Here is a 16,289-nt window from a genome sequence, read left to right as displayed (position 1 = left end):
AAAGTAATGATTCTGTAAATGTGGCAAAAAATATAACATCAGGAGGAAGGATTAGGACAGGAGGGAATGCCTTAGATTTTACTGAGTCTGGAAATGCAGGTTCAGCTACCATTGAAGCAGATATTGTAGGGAGCACAGTTCATACACTTCAAGGTAAATCTGGTATTATAGCTCATTTAGATGATGTTCCACAATATCAAGCAGGAACAAATATTACTATTGATACTACAGATCCATTACAACCTGTAATCAATGCAACAACAGGTAGCGGAGGAACTACCAATTTATCATATGATGCAGCCACAAGAACGGTAGCTTCTAGTACAGGAACAGACGCAGTTTTACCTATAGCAGATGCCACCAACGCAGGTTTACAAAAAGCAAATTTTTATGAAGAGGGTGCTTTTACTCCAGTACTTGGAGGAGGTGCTTATACTAATGGTAGTACTACTGGTTCATCTTATGTTAGAATAGGTAATTTAGTTCATTTGTATTTACAAATACAAAATATAAATGGAACAGGAAGTACATTAGATTTGAACATAGATGATATGCCTTTCCCTGCATCAGCTTCTGGTTATTGGATTTCTTCAAATATGACTTTTTTCAATGGAGGTAATTATGCAAGTCCAGATAAACTATTAGTAGATTTCAATATAGGTTCTGGAACGCTTAGATTTAGAGAATTAAATGGCTCTTATATTGATAATGTTAATTTTTCTAATGGAGAAATTTGTTTGAATCTAACTTATAGAACTAATATATACACCCCATAACCAACAACCAAAGTCTAACCACTAACATTCGTTTTTAGTGGTTCTTTTTTCAAGTAATTTTTAGTGTTCTGTGTCATTTCGATCGCTACTGAAATCAAAATATATTTTGATTGAAAGTATGTTGCGAAGCAATCGAGGAGAAATCTCATTTTTATGTGATTTCCCATCACTCATTCTTCGCTCTTTGAACTGACAAACATTTTTCTAAACCCTAAAACAAAATAGCATGAATTTTTTTAATCATAAAACCGATAGGTTGTTATTGGGTGTCGTTATAGTGCTGTTATTTGTCAATCTTTTTACTAAAAGATACCAAAAAACAAACCCACAAACCCCAAAAATAACTGTAGTAAAAGATACGGTTTGGCAAACCAAAGTTGATACGTTTAAAGTACAAACTATCCGATACAAAAAAGTGTATGTACATAAAAATGACGTCACCAAGATTGTAAAAGACACCATTTTTATAAAAGATACCACTAATTACGTAGCCGCAAAAATATACCGAGATACCTTAAAAAACACCGATATAGAGATTTATAACTATGATTTGGTACAAGGAAAACTGTTAGACAGTCAGTTCTCATATAAGCTTAAAGTACCACGAGAAATAACTATTACCAAAACGATTGAGCATCCAAAAACCTACAGAAGTGGCTTGTATCTCTTCTCTGAAATAGGAGGAAACCCACAAACCTTTGACAACCTCAGTTTCGGACTGCAATATAACCGAAAAGGAAAGTGGTTTGCTAGTTACCGATTAAATATCAACCAACTCAATCAACCTACCCATAATGTAGGCGTAGGATACCGATTGTTTAATTAAAAGAATTAATATTCAATCATAGAAGTTAAAAATTCGTTTAAAAACCCGAATTATTAACTGTTCGGATTTTTAAACGAATTTTTAGTTGTAAGAAACTTGTCAGTTTTTCCTGTTTTTTTCGACAAATGATAAAACTATGTATAAATGGCGGTACAAGATATTCAAAACTACTCCTATCAAAACATTTTCTCGTTACAAACCGTTCAGTTTGAAGAATCGTGTGTAGTAAACTCACTACAACAAATAGATCAATACAAGGTGTTTTGGATAAAAGAAGGAAAAGGGAGGTATAATATCGATTTTAAAAGCTATTCCTTTTCAAATGGGGTGCTGTTTTTTTTATCACCAGGACAAGTGTTTTCAGTAGACTCAGAAAAAATTAAAGACGCTTATCAACTTAGTTTTACAAGAGATTTTTATTGTATTCAAACACACGATGCTGAGGTATCATGTAACGGAGTATTATTTAATAATATATACGAAACACCTTTTGTAGTACCTTCAAAAAAAGAAATACAAAAATTAGATTTTATCCTTCAAAACCTAAAAGAAGAGTTTGAGTTAGAAGAAACAGCACAATACGATATGCTACAATCACTTTTAAAGCAGTTTATTGTATATTCAGTACGTATAAAAAAAGAAAAAGATGTTGTAAAAGAGAGTATAGAAACCAAACTTTTTAAAGATTTCAGTTTATTGGTAGAACAAAATTTTAAAAAAATACACCGAGTTACAGGGTATGCTTTTCGATTAGGCTTATCGCCAAAATCGTTAACCAAACATCTTCAAAAAATAGGAACGCAAACACCAAGTGACTTTATTAAAAATAGAATTATTACCGAAGCAAAGAGATTGTTACTATATAAAAATGATTCTATTAAAGAAATTGCTTTTGATTTAGGTTTTAATGATCCTGCATATTTTTCTCGCTTTTTCACCAAAGCTACTGGGCAATCACCAAAGCAATTTAAAAAAAGCTATAACTCATAAAAGAAAAAACCACGCAACGCGTGGTAAACTACACAACTAATAAAGTTTTTTGTTAAACTAATACAAACAACCTTTTCGACGACTTAAAAGTACTGCTATAAAGGTGTTGTTACGTTACCTGTATTTTACGAAACCATGAATAAAAAGCTAGTTTTTTGTAAGAAAAATGTTAGCAAAAATAGCTTGTCCAAGTTTTAAGAACCTTTGTCCATTTTTTAAGGCTTATTCCTGTCGCACCTTTGTATCAGAATTCAAAAACAACGAATTATGAGAACAGAAATTAACCAATGCCCTAATTGTTGGGGATATCAAGAATACGATGAGCAGTTTCCTGAAAGAGAATTATGTAACTGTGAAAAAATAAACTAAAAAGACAACTTTAAAATAGTAAAATTATGAGTACAAGAATTGAAACTTTAGATCCAGAAACCACAACAGGAAAATCAAAAGAATTGTTTGATGCAGTTCAAAATAAGTTAGGATTTATTCCAAACCTAATTAAAGTAATGGGGAATTCACCAGCTCTTTTACAAAGCTATTTAAGCTTAGGAGAATTAAACGGAAGTGGGAATTTTTCAAACAAATTTAGAGAGCGATTAGCATTAGTGATTGCAGAAGAAAATGAATGTAACTATTGTTTATCAGCACACACGGCAATAGGAAAAAACAATGGCTTGTCAGCACAAGAAATTGAACAAAACCGACAAGCGGAGGCTTCTGATGCTAAAACCAAAGCAGGTTTAAAATTTGCACAAAGTGTTACAAAAAACAAAGGAAATGTAAGTTCAGTAGAAATAGCTGAGGTAAAAGCAGCAGGATATAACGACGGAGATATTTTAGAAATTGTATTAAATGTTGTAGCGAACACTTTAACAAACTATGTAAATCACATAGCAGAAACTGAAGTTGATTTTCCAAAAGTAGAAGCAGGGAAATTCACACAAAATGCATAAAAAATGAATAGCTCTTGTAGCCTTATTTACAAAGTGTAGTTACGGGGTTTTAGGTTACAGAGCTATTCATCTATAAAAAGTAAAACCATAAAAATCAATAAAAATGAAAAAAGTAGTAGCCATTTTAGTATTATTAGTTGGATTTGCATTTACAGCAAATGCACAAAAAGCAAAAACGATTTCTTTAGAACAAACAAAAGGGAAATTTATCCAACAATCGTTAACTCTTTCAGAAGGAGCCTATGTTTTTGAAATATCAAACAACAATGTAGGGCATGATGTAGGTTTTGTATTGGCGCCTAAAGGAAAAACAGATGAAAAGCATCATATAAAAAATGCATATGTAACATCTTTGGTGAAAAACAATAGCAAGTCAAGCTCTAAAAAAGTAACCTTAACAAAAGGAGAATACGTGTACTTTTGTCCGCTTAACCCAACACCTCAATATACTTTAACAGTAGAGTAGTATTTTAATAATTGATTAATAATAAAAACCCGTTTTTTACGGGTTTTTAATTCAATTTTACAAACCTACTTCCAAGTCCGTCGTAGTTATTGTCCGAAATTTCTAAAGTGTTTGGTTTTACGAGCCTAATGATTCCAGAAAGAACAATTCCTGAAAGTTGCTGATCGTCGGAAAGTTGTATAAAACGTTCTTGTTTGTTAGAATAAATCGCTTTTTTCATTTCTAGGGTGTATGTACCTTTTGAAACAAGGGTACCATTTTCTGATATTGAAAACTGATAATTTTTCAACAAGGTTAATTGTATTTTTTTGTTGAGTGTTTCAGGAGTTTTATGAATATGGTTTCCAAAACCACCATCGGTATTTGTCCAGTTCCATGTTCCGACTATATCGGAATTATCAATCTTGTTTATTTGGCTAGAAGCACAAGAAATTAATGCAAAAGCGAATATATAAAGTAGGTTTTTCATTATGAAGGGTTTTGTGTTTGTTTCTTTATTTTTTGTTCTCTCCCAATTAAGAAATACAAAATAACGCCAAGAAAGTTAGCTAATAAAACAACGAGAACCCATATAATTTTATTGTTTCCTTTGAATTCGCTTTTTAAAATATCAATAAGCGCAATAATTGTTGGTAAGATACCAAGTAATACCACAATTAGGAGTACTATAATTTGCCATACTCCAATCATTCCTAAATAAGTCATTATAATAACAATTTTTTAAGTACTAAAAATAGTAAAAATAATGGGAATAAAGTAAAAAACACCTTCTTAATGTAAAAGAAAAACGCCATTAAGTTTCCATAAAAAGGAGCTTTAATGACGTTTTAAAATATGGGAAATGATACTATTTATTCATAATATCTTCAATTTCGTCTGCTTCAATAGGTATGTTACGCATTAAGTTAAATGGCTCACCTGTTTCTTGAATTACTACATCATCTTCTAAACGAACACCAAAACCTTCAGCAGGAATATAAATACCAGGTTCTACCGTAAATACTTGGTTTGCTTGCATTGGCTCGTGTAACAATCCGTAGTCATGCGTATCTAAGCCCATGTGGTGAGAAGTACCATGCATAAAGTACTTTTTGTATGCTGGCCAGTTAGGATCCTCATTTTGAACATCAGCTTTGTCTAATAAGCCTAAGCCTAATAATTCTGAGGTCATTAACTTACCAACCTCTACATGATAATCAGCCCAAAGAGTTCCTGGAACTAACATTTTTGTAGCATCATTTTTTACACGGTTTACAGCATTGTACACTGCTTTTTGTCTATCAGTAAAACGTCCAGAAACAGGTATAGTACGTGTCATATCAGAAGAATAATTAGCGTATTCAGCTCCAACATCCATCAACAATAAATCACCTGCTTTACATTGTTGGTTGTTTTCAATATAGTGTAATACGTTTGCATTGTTACCAGAAGCAATGATTGGCGTATAAGCGAATTTCTTAGAACGATTTCTAACAAATTCATGAATAAATTCCGCTTCAATTTCATGTTCCCAAACACCCGGTTTTACGAAATCTAATACACGTCTGAATCCTTTTTCAGTAATATCACAAGCGGTTTGAATTAAATCAATTTCAATTTGATCTTTTACAGAACGTAAACGTTGCAAAATAGGATTACTTTTTGCTACTGAATGAGCAGGGTATTTGTTTAATAACCATTTTGTAAAACGTGCTTCACGAGTTTCAGTTTCAACATTGGCACGATAGTGTTCGTTGGTATTAATGTAAACGGTATCGGCTAAAGCCATCATTTCAGCTAATACTTTTTCTAAATCCTGTAACCAGTGTACATTTTTAATACCACTAGTTTCCAACGCTTTTTCTTTGGTTAGTTTTTCACCTTCCCAAACAGCAATATGTTCATTAGTTTCACGTAAAAACAATACTTCACGTAAATTTTCTTTCGGACAATCAGGAAATAAAATTAAGATACTTTCTTCTTGATCAACTCCACTTAAAAAGAAAATATCACGGTGTTGTTCAAAAGGTAAAGTGCTATCGGCACTTACAGGATAAATATCGTTTGAGTTAAAAACAGCTAAACTATTAGGCTTCATCTGAGCCATAAAGTTTTTACGGTTTTTTATAAATAATTGACTGTTTATTGCGTCGTACTTCATAATGATTCAATTAAATTGATAAGATTCCCTCAAAAATACGGAAAGAAACTGTGCAAATATTAGCCATTTGGCGCTAATTTATATTTTTTCGAATTCTACTCATATGGCGAGTAGAAATTCCTAAAAAAGAAGCTAAATAATGTAGCGGAACTTCTTGAAGTAATTTAGGTTCATTTACAAGAAGCTTTTTATAACGCTCTTCAGGAGTTAAGGTCAGCAGGTCAATGCGGTAATCGTCAATTAAAAAAATTTGATGCTCAACTAAATTGTAATAAAACTGATGAAAGGCTTTGTTGTGTTTCATCAAGTGCTTAAAGTCATCTATGGTAATAACCCAAAGTTTGCAAGTACTCAAAGCTTTAATGCTTTTAGGTGAAGGGGTTTGTTGTAAAAAGCTTTTTAACGATGAGGTAAAACTATTTTTTAAAGCTAAATAGGTGGTTTTTTCTTCTCCAGAAACCGAGACAGCATGTTGTAAAATGCCGCTTTCTACAAAACAGAAATAGGAGCAAACTTCTCCTTTTTCAACAAAATATTGATTTTTTGATAATGAAAACTCGTTAAAATGATTGACAATCTCAGGAATGAGATCATTTAATAAATCATTGTTTACGATTTTTTGAAGGTGTTGTGCTACTATTTTTTTTGAAGCTTCCATTTTTACGGAATAAATTTTAGCTTAAAAGTATAAAAAAGGATGCTTTTTTGTAGCATCCTTTGATTAATTTATGTCGATGAGCTATTCTAACTCAACTGTACCAAGATGAGTGTTTTTATCTAATGCTTCGGCGACTTCCTCAACTTTTCAAGTAGTTAATACAGAGGCTCCGTCAGGAATAAAACTTCAAAAGACCTAATAAGTTAGTGAGAAGTTTTGTTATTGTTCCTTCTATTACGGTTGTTTCGCTTTCTAGGAGTATGTTTTTTAGTATCTTCTGCTGAAGTTTTTTTTGTTTTTTTCTTTGAGTCAGAAGATGTTTTAAACGACTTTTTAGCAGGTTTATTTCTAGGTTGCTGCTTTGGTCGTTCTGTTTTTACTTCTTCTTTTATGGTAGATAAATCAAACCCTTCTAACTTAGAAATGATAATTTTTTGCCCTAATAATTTCTCAATACTTTTTAAATAAGCTTCTTCTTCTTGTGATACCAATGAGATTGCTTCTCCACTAGCGCCTGCTCTTCCTGTTCTACCTATTCGGTGTACATAGTCTTCAGGAACATTAGGGAGTTCAAAATTAATAACGTGTGGTAATAATGGAATGTCTAATCCACGTGCAGCGATATCAGTAGCTACCAATACTCTAATAGAATTGTCTTTAAAGCCTTTTAAAGCTTTGGTTCTTGCTCCTTGACTTTTGTTTCCATGAATAGCTGCGGCAGAAATTCCTCGTTTAACAAGTTTTTCAGTCAACCTATTAGCGCCATGTTTAGTTCGAGTAAAAATTAAGACTTGACTCCAATTTCCTTTTGAAATCAGTTGACCAACTAATTCAGTTTTTTTGCTTTTAGGAACTTTGTATAACTTCTGATTTACTTTTTCAGCAGTTGTATTTTCAGGAGCTGCTTCAACCATTACAGGGTTGTGTAAAATACCTTGTGCTAATTTTTTTATTTCTTTCGAAAAAGTAGCTGAAAACAATAAATTTTGACGTTTCTGTGGCAAAAAAGAGATAATTTTTTTAATATCTCGTAAAAAACCCATGTCAAGCATTCTATCAGCTTCATCTAAAACTAAAACATCTACACGTTTCAGTGAGAGTTGATTTTGCTCGTGTAAATCAATTAATCTACCAGGAGTAGCGACCAAAACATCAATTCCGTTTTTAAGAGTAGCTATTTGAGAACTTGGCTTTACACCACCAAAAATAGCGGTAGATTTAATATTTAAATGCGTGCTATATTCGCGCACATTATTATATACTTGAGCTGCTAATTCTCTTGTAGGGGTTAGCACTAATGCTTTAATTGGACGGTATTTCGGATTCTTTTTTTCTGATATGTTTTGTAAAATAGGCAAAGTAAACCCTGCTGTTTTACCGGTTCCAGTTTGTGCAGAGGCTAATACGTCTTTGCCTTCTAAAATAACGGGAATTGCTTTTTCTTGAATAGGAGAGGGTGTTTCGTACCCTTTTTCGGTTACAGCTTTCACTAAAGCTTTTGATAAACCTAACGATGTAAATGTCATATATAATTCTTCAGTAGTATTTAAATAAACAACTACTATGAGCCAACAAAGGTACTGCTATTTATTGGCTTCGTTTATAAATAAAAAAGACGCCTTATTTAAGACGTCTTTTTTTGAATTTTAATATGTGTTTAACTTTTAGCCATGGCACTTTTAATAAGACCAACAATAACGAGTAAAACAGCTCCACCAACACCACTACCTGCAATGTTACCGATAATACCAGAAATATCAATATTTAACATTCCTAATAATTGAGCTCCTAGGCCACCACCTAAAATCCCTACAACAGAGTTCCAAAGAGTACCTAAAGAATACTTTTTTAACACAGCTCCGGCAAGATTACCACCTACTGCTCCACTTAATAAGCTAATAAGAAATTCCATAATTTATAATTTTGATTAGTTAATTGGAATTAAAGTAAGTGAAAAATTACGGATAAAACAAATAAAATCAGTTTGTTATATTTTTCCTAAATGAAACAAAGCGTCGCCCATGTTAATAATAGGGAAATTGTTTTTAGCAATTACATAACCGTCGTAAGGAGACTTTACTGAGAAGTTTGTTTCTCCATAAGTGTCCATAATATGCCCTAAAACTTGCCCTTTTTTTACTTTTTCACCATTATGTACAATGGGAGTGAATAAACCAGCAACCTTAGCCCGAACCCATTTTCGTTTATTAATTTGTATAGAGGTGTTATTTTCAGGTGTTTGAATACTTCCGTTTATCATTTTAAAGTGTTTTAAAACACGAAGTGTTCCGTTGATACCTTGTTCAATAGCTTTTTCTTCGAGACGTAATGATTCTCCTCCTTCATATACAATTACAGGAATGTTGTTTTTGTAGCATTGGTTTCTAAATGATTTTGGAATCAATTTAGAACCAAACATAAATGGTGCATTAAAAATGTTGGCTAGTTGAAATCCTCTTTCATCTTCAGGAGTATATCGTATTTGCGGAAAGTTATTTCGTTGCTCACCTCCTGTATGAAAATCAATAGCAAAATCTACGTTATTGGTAATCTCTTTCATTAAGTAATATGCCATTCTGCTTGCCAAAGAACCCGTTTTTGAACCTGGAAAGCTTCTATTTACATCTTTACCATGCATATCGCGAGACATGTTTAAAAAACCAAAAACGTTTAACAATGGAACTACAATAACACAACCACGATGAATTTTGTACGATTTATCAATTAACATTCTTCGTACCAATTCAATACTATTTACTTCGTCACCGTGTAAACCACCTTGTAGTAGAATAGTTGGCCCTAATTGATCACCATTAAAAATATACACAGGAATTTCTATTAGAGTTCCTGTAGGTAACCTATCAATAGGAATTTTAATTAATTTAGATTCACCTAAACCAATTTTTTGTCCACGAATTTCTATGATTTCGTTTTTAAAGTTTTGTTCGAACATTTTTCTTCTAAAAATTTAACAATGGCTTTGGCAATATTATCTTTAGTATACGCTTCAATTCCTTGTAAACCAGGAGTAGAATTAACTTCAATTAATAAAGAGCCTCGTTTTGAGCGAATCATATCAACCCCAGCAATTGGAAGTTCTAAATATTGAGCAGCTTTAATAGCTATTTCTTCTTCTTCAGGAGTTAAAGCAACCTTGTGCCCGCTTCCTCCTTTATGAATGTTAGAACGAAAATCTTCCTCTAGCCCTTTACGTTTCATTGAAGATACTACTTTACCATTTACAACAAAAGCACGAATATCTTCACTATTACTTTCTTTAATAAACTCTTGTAGTAAAATACTGGTATTTGTTCCGTGCATAGTATCAATAATAGACATGGCAGATTTTTTACTTTCAGCCAAAATTACACCTGAGCCATGTGTTCCTTCTTGTAATTTAATAATTACAGGAGAACCGCCTAATAAATTTATTTGCTCACCAATATTTTCAGTATCAACTGAAAAAACAGTTTGCGGAATAGGAAGTCCATTTCGACTCATTATTTGCAAGGTACGAGCTTTGTTTTGAGCATTAACAATACCTAAATAACTAGCAGAGCTGTAAATTCCATTCATTTCAAATTCTTTTACAACCGTAGCTCCGTGTTTCATGGCTGAAACACCTATTCGAGGAATAATTACATCAGGAATATCAATAATATCTTCTCCTTGATAGATAATTTCAGGCTTACCATTTCCTAGTTTTATAGAGCATTTTAAATGGTTTATAATCTCAACGTTATGTCCACGACGGTGAGCTTCTTTATATATTCTTTGTGTTGAATAAATTTGGTCACTAACAGAAAGAATAAAAATAGTCATCGCCTAAAAATTTGAGGTTAAACAAAGCTACTAATTTTTTTGTTTGACAAAAACTGCTTAAAGAAGTCTCTCAATATTCTGTTAATTTTTTTGAAATAGTATTTGCTTACAGTATTTTCACTTTTTCTAAACCAAATTATAATGAGAATCTTAGCCAAAGCTTTTATAGCTTTCTTTCCGTTTACAGTAATTGCGCAGCAGCCCACTTCCGCAGAAAAAATACAACAAGCGTTACAACAAAAAGAAGCATTAACTCTAACTTCTACAGTAAAAAATATACCGTTTAAAAATATTGGACCTACTGTAATGAGCGGGCGTGTGGTAGATATTGATGTAAATCCAGAAAATACGACTGAGTTTTATGTAGGATATGCTTCAGGAGGAGTATGGTATACTAATAATAACGGAACTACTTTTACTCCAATTTTAGATAATTCTCCAACACAAAACGTGGGTGATATTGCTGTAGACTGGAAAAGTGGAACTATTTGGGTAGGAACAGGAGAAAACAATTCTTCTCGTTCGTCGTATGCAGGAATCGGAATTTTAAAGTCTACGGATAAAGGTAAAACTTGGACAAATGTTGGGTTACTCGATTCGCATCATATAGGTCGTATTTTAATAAACCCAAATAACCCTGATGAGGTAATCGTTGGATCTATTGGTCATTTATACTCATCAAATAAAGAAAGGGGAGTTTTTAAAACTATTGATGGAGGAAAAACATGGAAAAAAACGTTGTTTATTGATGAAAACACAGGGATTATAGATATTCAGCCTGTACCAAACAACTTCAATATTTTATACGCTGCTGCATGGGAACGCGAGCGTAAAGCATGGAATTTTGATGGAGATGGAAAAAAATCAGCAATTTATAAATCGACAGATGCTGGAAGTTCATGGACTAAAATTTCTGATAATAATGGTTTTCCAAATGGAAAAGGAGTTGGTAGAATAGGGTTAGCAGTGTATAGTGAAAACACAGTATATGTTTTTCACGATAATCAATTCCGAAGAAAAAAGGACTCTACTAAAAATGCAAAAGATTCTGGGGCTTTGACAAAAGAAGAACTCGCATCAATTTCGACTGATGAGTTTTTAAATATGAAAGACAAAAAGCTGAATTCATATATCAAAATGAATGGTCTTCAAGAAAAATACCGAGCAGAGAATGTAAAACAAATTATACGTTCAAGTCCTGGGGAAATGAAACCAAGTGATTTAGTTGGTTATTTAAAAGATGCGAATGCAGCATTATTTGATACTCCAGTAATAGGGGCAGAGGTTTTTAAAACGACTGATGGAGGAAAAACATGGAAAAAAACACACGAAGGGTATTTAGATGATTTATACTATTCGTATGGATATTATTTTGGCGAAATTCGTGTTGATCCGCAAGACCAAAATGGAATCTATGTATTAGGAGTTCCAATTTTAAAATCGAAAGATGGTGGAAAAACATTCACATCTATTAGTAAAGAAAATGTACATGCCGATCATCAAGCACTATGGATAAACCCTAAAAAACAAGGACATTTAATTGATGGAAATGATGGAGGGTTAAATATTTCATACGATGACGGTGAAAGTTGGGTTAAATTAAATCAGCCAGCAGTTGGTCAATTTTACACCGTATATGCCGATAATCAGGAAAATTATAAGGTGTACGGAGGCATGCAAGATAATGGCGTTTGGGTTGGAGACCATAATGCTAAGATTGATAAAAGATGGCATCAAACAGGAAAGAATCCTTACGAAAGTTTAATGGGTGGTGACGGAATGCAAGTTGCTGTAGATGACAGAAATCCTAATATTGTGTATACAGGATATCAATTTGGAAACTATTATCGAATAGATAGAGCTACAGGAAAACAGACTTACATTCAGCCAAAACCCAAAGAAGACAAACCAGCTTACCGATTTAATTGGCAAACTCCTATTCAGTTATCAAAACACAATCAAGATATTTTATATTTAGGAGGAAATAAGTTGCACCGCTCACTAAATAAAGGTAATGATTGGGAAGAAATCTCAGGAGATTTAACCAAAGGAGAAAAGGAAGGAAATGTAGCTTACGGAACCTTAACCACCATTTCTGAAAGTCCGTTTCAATTTGGGTTAATCTATGCAGGTTCTGATGATGGATTGGTACAAGTAACTAAAAACGGAGGAGGAAGTTGGGAAAAAATTTCAAACACTTTTCCACAAAACTTATGGGTAAGTCGTGTAATAGCTTCAAAATATAAGAAAGAACGAGTGTATGTTACGTTAAACGGGTATCGTTTTGATGATTTTACTTCGTATGCATACATGTCTGATGACTACGGGAAAACATGGAAAAACATTAGTAGTAACATTCCGACTTCTGCGGTAAATGTGATTAAGGAAGATCCAGAAAAAGAAAATATCCTATATCTTGGAACTGATAATGGATTGTACGTTTCTTTCAGTCAAGGTGAAACATGGGAAGCTTTTAGTAACGGATTACCAAATGTTGCAGTACACGATTTAGTAATTCAACCTAAAGCAAAACATTTATTAGTAGGAACACATGGGCGTAGTTTATACAAAGCAAATATTACTTCTTTACAAGAGTTTGATAATAAAGAAGCTATTTTCAGCATTAAGGATATTAAGAAAAGAAAATCTTGGGGGAGTTCTTGGAGCAAATGGTTAGAACCTAATACACCAAAAATTACCATTCCGTTTTATGTTAATGCGAATAAAGAAGTTGAGTTAAAAGTGTATTCAGGTAAAGTTTTGGTAAATACTATAAAGGCTAACGCAACAAAAGGATTTAACGAGGTTGTGTATGATGTTTCTTTTTCAGAAAAAGGAAGAAAGAAGTATCTGAAAAAGCATAAAGATGCTGAAATTAAAGAAGCAAAGAATGACAAATACTATTTACCAAAAGGGAAATATAAAGTAACGATGGGTGAGTTAAATCAAACATTTGAAATAAAGTAGTTTGTAACATTTTTTAGTTTCTTTACGAATTAATAAATACGTCGTTTCTGACGAAGTGAGAAATCTTATTACTTAAAAAAGTGAATAACCGTGTTAAGGTCTTTTACGCTTTTCGAAAAACAATAAGTTTAAATAAGCAAACATTCCTATTTTTGCGGTATGGGAATAATACATGTAAACGACATTCGTGTTTTTACAAATCACGGATGCTTAAAGGAAGAAGCAAGGATAGGTTCGGAATACCGAGTAGATATCGAAGTAAAAGCCGATTTACAAAAATCAGCACAAACTGATGATTTAGTTGATACGGTAGATTATGTGCATTTGAATCAAATTGTAAAAGAAGAGATGGCAATTCGTTCTAAATTATTAGAGCATGTTGCTCAACGAATTTTAGATAGAATCTTTAAAGAAATACAACTGGTTGATGAAGCGGAAGTTAGCGTAGCAAAAATTAACCCACCTATTGGAGGAAATGTTGCTGAGGTAGCAATTGTTTTATCAGAAGTGCGTAAAAAGTAAAAAAAGCTTGCAAAAAAAGATAAAAGCTGTAAATTTGCAGTCCTTATCAATATAAGGTGTCGTGGCCGAGTGGCTAGGCAGTGGTCTGCAACACCATCTACAGCGGTTCGAATCCGCTCGACACCTCAAAAAGCTCATCAAATTTGATGAGCTTTTTTTATTTAGCTTATTTGAGGCATTTGTTGTTGCCATAAATTGTAGTATTCTTATTTAAAACGATATGAAAAAGGCAGTTATTTATAAATATCGATTAATACCTCTAAGTATATATATGTGTTTGTCTTGTCTGCTATTACATTTGCCTTTGTAAAATTTAAAAAACATTGAATGGTTTTTTTAGTGAAAAAAGTAAAAGAGATTAGTAGAGAAATGAAAAATAAATTAAAGACACATAAAAAACAGATTACACTATTCTTTTTCTTGTTTTTGATCATAAGTTCTTTTGGACAAAGTAAAGTTGATATCCTTTCGAGTAAAACAATGGAAGAATTATTCTCTTATTATGAAAAAAGTGAGAACAAAGAAGATAAAATTAAGTATATAAAAGCTTTCTTAAAGGTAGCTAAAAGAGAAAAACACAGACAAAGAATTTCCGCGGGCTATTGGGTTTTATCAGATTTATATGAGGATGATAGAGTATTGAAATATAGTGATAGTGTTATTAATTTAATGTCTGAGAAGAGTATTAAGTATTACCCTTCAGTTGCTTATATGAAAAAAGGATATTACTATCAAAAAAATTATCAATATGATGATGCAATTGATAGTTACCTATTAGCACTAGAATATACAGAAAAACATAATAGTAAGTCATTAGCGTTTAGTATTAAAAATAGTATTGGTTCATTGAAAAGAAGACTTCAAATCTATGATGAAGCTGCCATAATTTTTAAAGAAAACTTAAAATACGCGGAGAAGAATGATTTAAAAAATAGAAGGCTAAATTCAATAATGGAACTGGCAAATCTTTATACAGATTCAAAAAAAATTGACTCTGCTCAAAACTATATAAATAGAGGAAAAAAAATATACTTAAAGTTAAAAGATACTTTAATGCTTCATCATTTAAATATGAATCAAGGAATTATTGAATGTCATAAAAAGAATTATAATATAGCTATTAATATACTTAAAAATGAAGCTTCCTTTTTTAAAAATAAAAGTTTAAATAATTATTTAATTTACATTTATTTCTATCTGGGAAAATCTTTTGAGGGAATTAATGAAGAAAGGCAAAAAATAAGAGCATATAAGAAAGTAGATTCCTTATTCCAGTTAGAGAAACCAGTTTTTTTATTTATAAGAGAAGCATATGAAGTCTTAATTAATAAATATAAAAAAGATAATAATTTAAAAAATCAACTATTATATATCAACAAGTTTATCAAATACGACAGTATTATAAATTACAATGAGAGGTATTTAAACAGAAAAATTTATAGAGAGTATGATATTCCAAAATTAAAATCGGAAAAAGAAACTGTAATAAAACAAATGAAGAAAAACAACGCCTTTTTTTACTTTGTCATTATAATGATTTCTCTAATAGTAGTTTTATTATTGGTTCTTTTTATTTATCAATATCACAAGAAGAGAGTTTACAAACAAAGATTCAAAGAAGTAATTAATTCTAAGGAAGTTGTTAAAGATGTAAAAAAGCCCAAAGAAAATATTAAAATACCGAAACAAATTAGTGAAGCTATTTTAAAAAGACTGGACAAGTTTGAAATAGAGCAAAAATTTATAGCTAATAATATTACATTAAGTTCTCTGGCGAAAGAGTTAAATACTAATACTCAGTACCTATCTAAAGTAGTTAACTATTATAAAGGTAAATCTTTTTCTGCTTATCTGAGTGATTTAAGAATCTCATATATTATAGAGAGGTTAAAAAAGGATGCTATTTTAAGAAAATATACAGTAAAAGCCATTGCTAAAGAGGCAGGTTTTAACAGTGCAGAATCGTTTTCTAAGGCATTTTTTAAAGCTAAAGGAATCAAACCTTCTTATTTTTTGAAAGAATTAGAAAAAAGAGGTGATAACCTTTTAATCAATTATCAAAATCAGGGAAAGTTTTAAACGCGTACAATGCTTTAATTATGGCAGATAGCATTTCTAGAAACTAGGCACTTTTTGTTTTTCTTAACAAAATAATTCGCTAAAATTCTG

The 16,289-nt window shown here is 31.8% G+C and carries 16 protein-coding genes and 1 tRNA gene; 9 read left to right on the top strand and 8 right to left on the bottom strand.

From position 1 onward, the window contains the following. The 5 genes from C7448_RS15750 to C7448_RS01375 form a co-directional block, all read left to right on the top strand. Nucleotides 1–776 (top strand): hypothetical protein (locus C7448_RS15750; RefSeq protein ID WP_170136984.1); only part of this gene is annotated, 776 nt, incomplete at its 5' end. A gap of 226 nt (nucleotides 777–1,002) precedes the next feature. Continuing rightward, complete coding sequence (locus C7448_RS01390; protein WP_115899575.1) at nucleotides 1,003–1,602, top strand: hypothetical protein; 600 nt, start codon at nucleotides 1,003–1,005, stop codon at nucleotides 1,600–1,602. A 144-nt stretch (nucleotides 1,603–1,746) separates the two neighbouring features. Continuing rightward, nucleotides 1,747–2,592 carry a helix-turn-helix domain-containing protein gene (locus C7448_RS01385; protein WP_115899574.1) on the top strand — a complete coding sequence of 282 codons (846 nt, stop codon included), beginning with the start codon at nucleotides 1,747–1,749 and terminating at the stop codon, nucleotides 2,590–2,592. 395 nt (nucleotides 2,593–2,987) lie between these two features. After that, nucleotides 2,988–3,545, top strand: a complete 558-nt coding sequence (locus C7448_RS01380; protein WP_115899573.1) for a carboxymuconolactone decarboxylase family protein — start codon at nucleotides 2,988–2,990, stop codon at nucleotides 3,543–3,545. A 103-nt stretch (nucleotides 3,546–3,648) separates the two neighbouring features. Next, the gene (locus tag C7448_RS01375) at nucleotides 3,649–4,011 is read left to right on the top strand and encodes a plastocyanin/azurin family copper-binding protein (RefSeq protein WP_115899572.1); all 363 of its coding nucleotides are present in this window, start codon (nucleotides 3,649–3,651) and stop codon (nucleotides 4,009–4,011) included. A gap of 46 nt (nucleotides 4,012–4,057) precedes the next feature. Here C7448_RS01375 and C7448_RS01370 read toward each other — a convergent pair whose 3' ends face one another. From C7448_RS01370 to C7448_RS01335, 8 genes are all read right to left on the bottom strand, one after another. Further along, entirely contained in the window at nucleotides 4,058–4,480 is a 423-nt protein-coding gene (locus tag C7448_RS01370) for a hypothetical protein (protein WP_115899571.1), read from the bottom strand. Beyond that, nucleotides 4,480–4,716, bottom strand: coding sequence for a PLD nuclease N-terminal domain-containing protein (locus tag C7448_RS01365; protein ID WP_211321875.1), 237 nt, complete (start codon nucleotides 4,714–4,716; stop codon nucleotides 4,480–4,482). The genes C7448_RS01370 and C7448_RS01365 overlap by 1 nt, the downstream gene beginning before the upstream one ends. A 142-nt stretch (nucleotides 4,717–4,858) precedes the next feature. Then, on the bottom strand, nucleotides 4,859–6,151 hold the full coding sequence (locus tag C7448_RS01360; RefSeq protein ID WP_115899570.1) for an aminopeptidase P family protein: 1,293 nt from the start codon (nucleotides 6,149–6,151) through the stop codon (nucleotides 4,859–4,861). A 73-nt stretch (nucleotides 6,152–6,224) separates the two neighbouring features. Then, entirely contained in the window at nucleotides 6,225–6,809 is a 585-nt protein-coding gene (locus tag C7448_RS01355; RefSeq protein WP_115899569.1) for a Crp/Fnr family transcriptional regulator, read from the bottom strand. A 203-nt stretch (nucleotides 6,810–7,012) separates the two neighbouring features. After that, nucleotides 7,013–8,335, bottom strand: a complete 1,323-nt coding sequence (locus tag C7448_RS01350) for a DEAD/DEAH box helicase (RefSeq protein WP_115899568.1) — start codon at nucleotides 8,333–8,335, stop codon at nucleotides 7,013–7,015. Nucleotides 8,336–8,466: 131 nt separating this feature from the next. Next, the gene (locus tag C7448_RS01345; protein ID WP_115899567.1) at nucleotides 8,467–8,721 is read right to left on the bottom strand and encodes a hypothetical protein; all 255 of its coding nucleotides are present in this window, start codon (nucleotides 8,719–8,721) and stop codon (nucleotides 8,467–8,469) included. A 75-nt stretch (nucleotides 8,722–8,796) separates the two neighbouring features. Then, nucleotides 8,797–9,762, bottom strand: coding sequence for a succinylglutamate desuccinylase/aspartoacylase family protein (locus tag C7448_RS01340; protein WP_115899566.1), 966 nt, complete (start codon nucleotides 9,760–9,762; stop codon nucleotides 8,797–8,799). Next, entirely contained in the window at nucleotides 9,729–10,631 is a 903-nt protein-coding gene (locus C7448_RS01335) for an ATP-grasp domain-containing protein (protein ID WP_115899565.1), read from the bottom strand. The genes C7448_RS01340 and C7448_RS01335 overlap by 34 nt, the downstream gene beginning before the upstream one ends. A 141-nt stretch (nucleotides 10,632–10,772) precedes the next feature. Between C7448_RS01335 and C7448_RS01330 the strand changes: the two genes are divergently transcribed. The 4 genes from C7448_RS01330 (at nucleotide 10,773) to C7448_RS01315 (ending at nucleotide 16,199) form a co-directional block, all read left to right on the top strand. Then, a complete protein-coding gene (locus C7448_RS01330) occupies nucleotides 10,773–13,598 on the top strand; it encodes a VPS10 domain-containing protein (protein ID WP_115899564.1) in 2,826 nt (941 codons plus the stop codon). Nucleotides 13,599–13,757: 159 nt separating this feature from the next. Then, nucleotides 13,758–14,120, top strand: coding sequence for a dihydroneopterin aldolase (gene folB / locus C7448_RS01325; protein WP_115899563.1), 363 nt, complete (start codon nucleotides 13,758–13,760; stop codon nucleotides 14,118–14,120). 55 nt (nucleotides 14,121–14,175) lie between these two features. Then, nucleotides 14,176–14,246: transfer RNA gene (locus C7448_RS01320), tRNA-Cys, on the top strand. A 213-nt stretch (nucleotides 14,247–14,459) separates the two neighbouring features. Beyond that, nucleotides 14,460–16,199, top strand: a complete 1,740-nt coding sequence (locus C7448_RS01315) for a helix-turn-helix domain-containing protein (RefSeq protein WP_170136983.1) — start codon at nucleotides 14,460–14,462, stop codon at nucleotides 16,197–16,199. Nucleotides 16,200–16,289: the final 90 nt, after the last annotated feature.

Source organism: Tenacibaculum gallaicum (genome assembly GCF_003387615.1).
In the GTDB taxonomy this organism is placed as follows: Bacteria; Bacteroidota; Bacteroidia; order Flavobacteriales; family Flavobacteriaceae; genus Polaribacter; species Polaribacter gallaicus.
Note: the sequence above shows the minus strand (reverse complement) of the source record. Positions and strands in the feature narration are given on the sequence as shown.

Excerpts from the sequence above, each read along its gene's own strand:
- C7448_RS01390 (WP_115899575.1), top strand. The coding sequence starts at position 1,003 with ATGAATTTTTTTAATCATAAAACCGATAGGTTGTTATTGGGTGTCGTT.
- C7448_RS01385 (WP_115899574.1), top strand. The coding sequence starts at position 1,747 with ATGGCGGTACAAGATATTCAAAACTACTCCTATCAAAACATTTTCTCG.
- C7448_RS01380 (WP_115899573.1), top strand. The coding sequence starts at position 2,988 with ATGAGTACAAGAATTGAAACTTTAGATCCAGAAACCACAACAGGAAAA.
- C7448_RS01375 (WP_115899572.1), top strand. The coding sequence starts at position 3,649 with ATGAAAAAAGTAGTAGCCATTTTAGTATTATTAGTTGGATTTGCATTT.
- C7448_RS01370 (WP_115899571.1), bottom strand. The coding sequence starts at position 4,480 with ATGAAAAACCTACTTTATATATTCGCTTTTGCATTAATTTCTTGTGCT.
- C7448_RS01365 (WP_211321875.1), bottom strand. The coding sequence starts at position 4,716 with ATGACTTATTTAGGAATGATTGGAGTATGGCAAATTATAGTACTCCTA.
- C7448_RS01360 (WP_115899570.1), bottom strand. The coding sequence starts at position 6,151 with ATGAAGTACGACGCAATAAACAGTCAATTATTTATAAAAAACCGTAAA.
- C7448_RS01355 (WP_115899569.1), bottom strand. The coding sequence starts at position 6,809 with ATGGAAGCTTCAAAAAAAATAGTAGCACAACACCTTCAAAAAATCGTA.
- C7448_RS01350 (WP_115899568.1), bottom strand. The coding sequence starts at position 8,335 with ATGACATTTACATCGTTAGGTTTATCAAAAGCTTTAGTGAAAGCTGTA.
- C7448_RS01345 (WP_115899567.1), bottom strand. The coding sequence starts at position 8,721 with ATGGAATTTCTTATTAGCTTATTAAGTGGAGCAGTAGGTGGTAATCTT.
- C7448_RS01340 (WP_115899566.1), bottom strand. The coding sequence starts at position 9,762 with ATGTTCGAACAAAACTTTAAAAACGAAATCATAGAAATTCGTGGACAA.
- C7448_RS01335 (WP_115899565.1), bottom strand. The coding sequence starts at position 10,631 with ATGACTATTTTTATTCTTTCTGTTAGTGACCAAATTTATTCAACACAA.
- C7448_RS01330 (WP_115899564.1), top strand. The coding sequence starts at position 10,773 with ATGAGAATCTTAGCCAAAGCTTTTATAGCTTTCTTTCCGTTTACAGTA.
- folB (WP_115899563.1), top strand. The coding sequence starts at position 13,758 with ATGGGAATAATACATGTAAACGACATTCGTGTTTTTACAAATCACGGA.